Origin of the sequence: Thermogemmatispora sp. (assembly GCF_019683755.1) — a bacterium.
In the GTDB taxonomy this organism is placed as follows: domain Bacteria; phylum Chloroflexota; class Ktedonobacteria; order Ktedonobacterales; family Ktedonobacteraceae; genus Thermogemmatispora.
On record NZ_JADGHT010000507.1, the window covers coordinates 1 to 2443 of the forward strand.

Sequence of the window (2443 nt, forward strand, 5' to 3'; positions counted from 1 at the left end):
CATCGCCGAACGCTACCAGCTTAATAATACCAGCGTGCAGCTCATCCTGCTGCGCCTGGCCAGCGAGGGGCTGATCAAGATTGTGCCCATCAAAGAGCACCGCTGGCCCTACAATGCGGCCCAGGATGAGTATCACGTTGCTGCACTGGACGTGCGTACGCGCCTGCTGTCGACCCGCCAGGGGGGCTTTGTCAGTGACCTGCGACGCCAGGGGCAGCAGCCACGTATCGAAGTCGAAGAGATCAAGGTGATCTACGCCGATGAGGAGGTCGCCAGGTTGCTAGCCCTCTCCCCAGGCGAGAAGGTGATCATGTACCGCCAGCGGCAATGGCTCGATGCCGAAACGCTCATGGCTCTGAGCGAGACCTATCTGCCGTTCTGGATGGCCGAGCTGTTGCCTGAGCTGGAGGCCCCAGACTGTGACCTCTACCTGCTGATGCGGCGCCTGGGCAAGCAGCCCTACTGGTGCACAGAAGCGGTGGACGTCGTGCATGCCAGCAGTCTGGAACGGGTCATCTTTGGTCTGTCGCCAAACGACCCCTGTCCCCTGCTCAAGCTGACGCGGCGCGTCTTTGATCGTTCCGGCGAGCCGCTGAGCGTCGATTTTCTGACCGACCGGGCAGACCTTTATCGCCTGCATTATTCGTTTCCTCTCTACCCTGAAGACGTTCCCGAACCTTTCCGAGAACAGGAACGCTAGCCGACCGGGGTCCAGGGAAGAGTCCGGCAAGGCTCGTAGACCTGCGGTACTCCCACGGTCGTCACCCTGGCCCCATTGTCGGCGCGGGTATTGATCGGGTGGCCATGCTTGCGCCGCTATCTCCTCCTTCTGGCATCGGCTGTTAGTCAATCGTCATCGTGGCTTCACTATGTTCAGCCAACGCTTATCTTACTTTCTAGCTTATATCAGACGAATACCAGGCAACACGAACCGGTTGGTTCGTCTCTCCTGCTCAGGTGCCTCTGTAGTATGATGGCTCCTGAAAGGAGGAAGCCGATGGATCATCCTGGTCGTCTGATCAAGACCTATCGTGAGCGTTGTGGCATGACGCAGGCGGAGCTAGCGGCGCAATGGCATGGGCCAGGCTGTGGCGTCTCGGTGCGCTACGTACAGGAAGTCGAGGCGGGTCAGCGCCGCCTGCGTGATCCCCAGGTCCTGCGCCGCCTGAGCGCTTTGCTGGGTATTCCTCTCTGGCTATTTGGTCTGGACGAATATGATCCCGAGACCGGGGTCCTCAGCGGGCCGCACCTGCTCGCCTTGTTGGAGCAGCTCATTCGCCATGCCTGGCAGGTGCGACGCGCGGCGCCGTTGCCAGTCATTGAGCAGGCTGTGGCCCTGCCCAGGATGCTGGTTGAGCGCTATCGTGTCCTGAGCGAGCCGCGCTTTCTGCGTCTGGCGGCCCAGGTCGAGCGGCTGGAGGCCGTGCTGGCGGTCGAGCAGAAGCGCTATCCACAGGCCCTGGCCCATTTCCAGAGGATGTACGCGACGGCCCAGCAGCTCGGTGAACCGGATACGCTGGCTATTGCTTTGATGGGGATCGGGACCGAACTGGAGCGAGCGAATCGGCTCCCGGAAGCGGTGGAAGCCCTGGAGGCGGCCAACCGACTGGCCACGCGCGCGAGCCGGGCGGTTGAGCGTCTGGTGAGCGCCTATCTGGCACGGGTCTACGCCAGTGTTCACGACGAGCGGCATTTCGGGCACGCAATCGAGCGGGCGCTGTGCCTGGCCGGCTCGGCCTACGGCGCTGAGCAGGGAGAAGACTTCGTCTTTCAGCCGCTCAGCGGGGTGCTGGCGGAGCAGAGCTATGGGCTGCTCGACTTGCAGCAGCCGCGGCAGGCGCTGGCGCTTCAACCACACCTACTGCAGCAGATTGCGGCTGAGCGCAATAGCTGGCTGCGGGCCTGGATTCCCCTTGACTGGGCCCGGGCCTGGCTGTTGTTGGGCGAAGTTGAGGCCAGCGTCCAGGAGCTGCGCGACTTTCTGCAGCACAGTCTGGCATTGGGATCACCGCACATGATTAGCCGGGCTTTTCGACACAAGCGCCTGCTGGAACGCTACGAGACAGCCAGTGTGCGCCTGCTCTCGGAAGAGCTGGACGAATTAGCTCGCAGCCTGCCCGCTGAGAGTGTGGTCGAAGATGCTTACGGGCTGGCGCGCGAAGATCTGCAGCAGGACCGCTAGCGGTGCCACTTCTCTGAAGACGCGAAGTAGCAAGGCAACGCTTGCCCAGGACACGCGCAGCACAGCGCGACCGACTGGGAGTATGGCTTTCCTTGCCTCCTCATCTTGGGACTTCTCACTCACAGGGTGGACGCGAGTGCGCGGCCTGGCGGCTGCCCGTATGCTTTTTGTTTTTGGGGAGGAGAGAAGAGAGGGAGGAAAGGGAGCCTGGCCAAAAAATGGCCCATTTGAGAGGCCGATTCGAAACTCTCCCGCGGGTGC

General features: G+C 62.1%; 2 protein-coding genes. Both read left to right on the forward strand.

Annotated elements, in window-relative coordinates; all coding sequences use genetic code 11:
- A partial coding sequence (locus IRZ24_RS19385; protein ID WP_297168139.1) for a GntR family transcriptional regulator occupies positions 1-700 on the forward strand: 700 nt, incomplete at its 5' end.
- Positions 701-997: 297 nt separating this feature from the next.
- Positions 998-2182: a helix-turn-helix transcriptional regulator gene (locus IRZ24_RS19390; protein ID WP_287268803.1), complete on the forward strand. Its 1185-nt coding sequence runs from the start codon at positions 998-1000 to the stop codon at positions 2180-2182.
- The last annotated feature ends 261 nt before the right edge of the window (positions 2183-2443 follow it).

What these genes read in the sequence shown, in the direction of transcription:
- IRZ24_RS19390 (WP_287268803.1), top strand. Translation starts at nt 998, where the DNA reads ATGGATCATCCTGGTCGTCTGATCAAGACCTATCGTGAGCGTTGTGGC.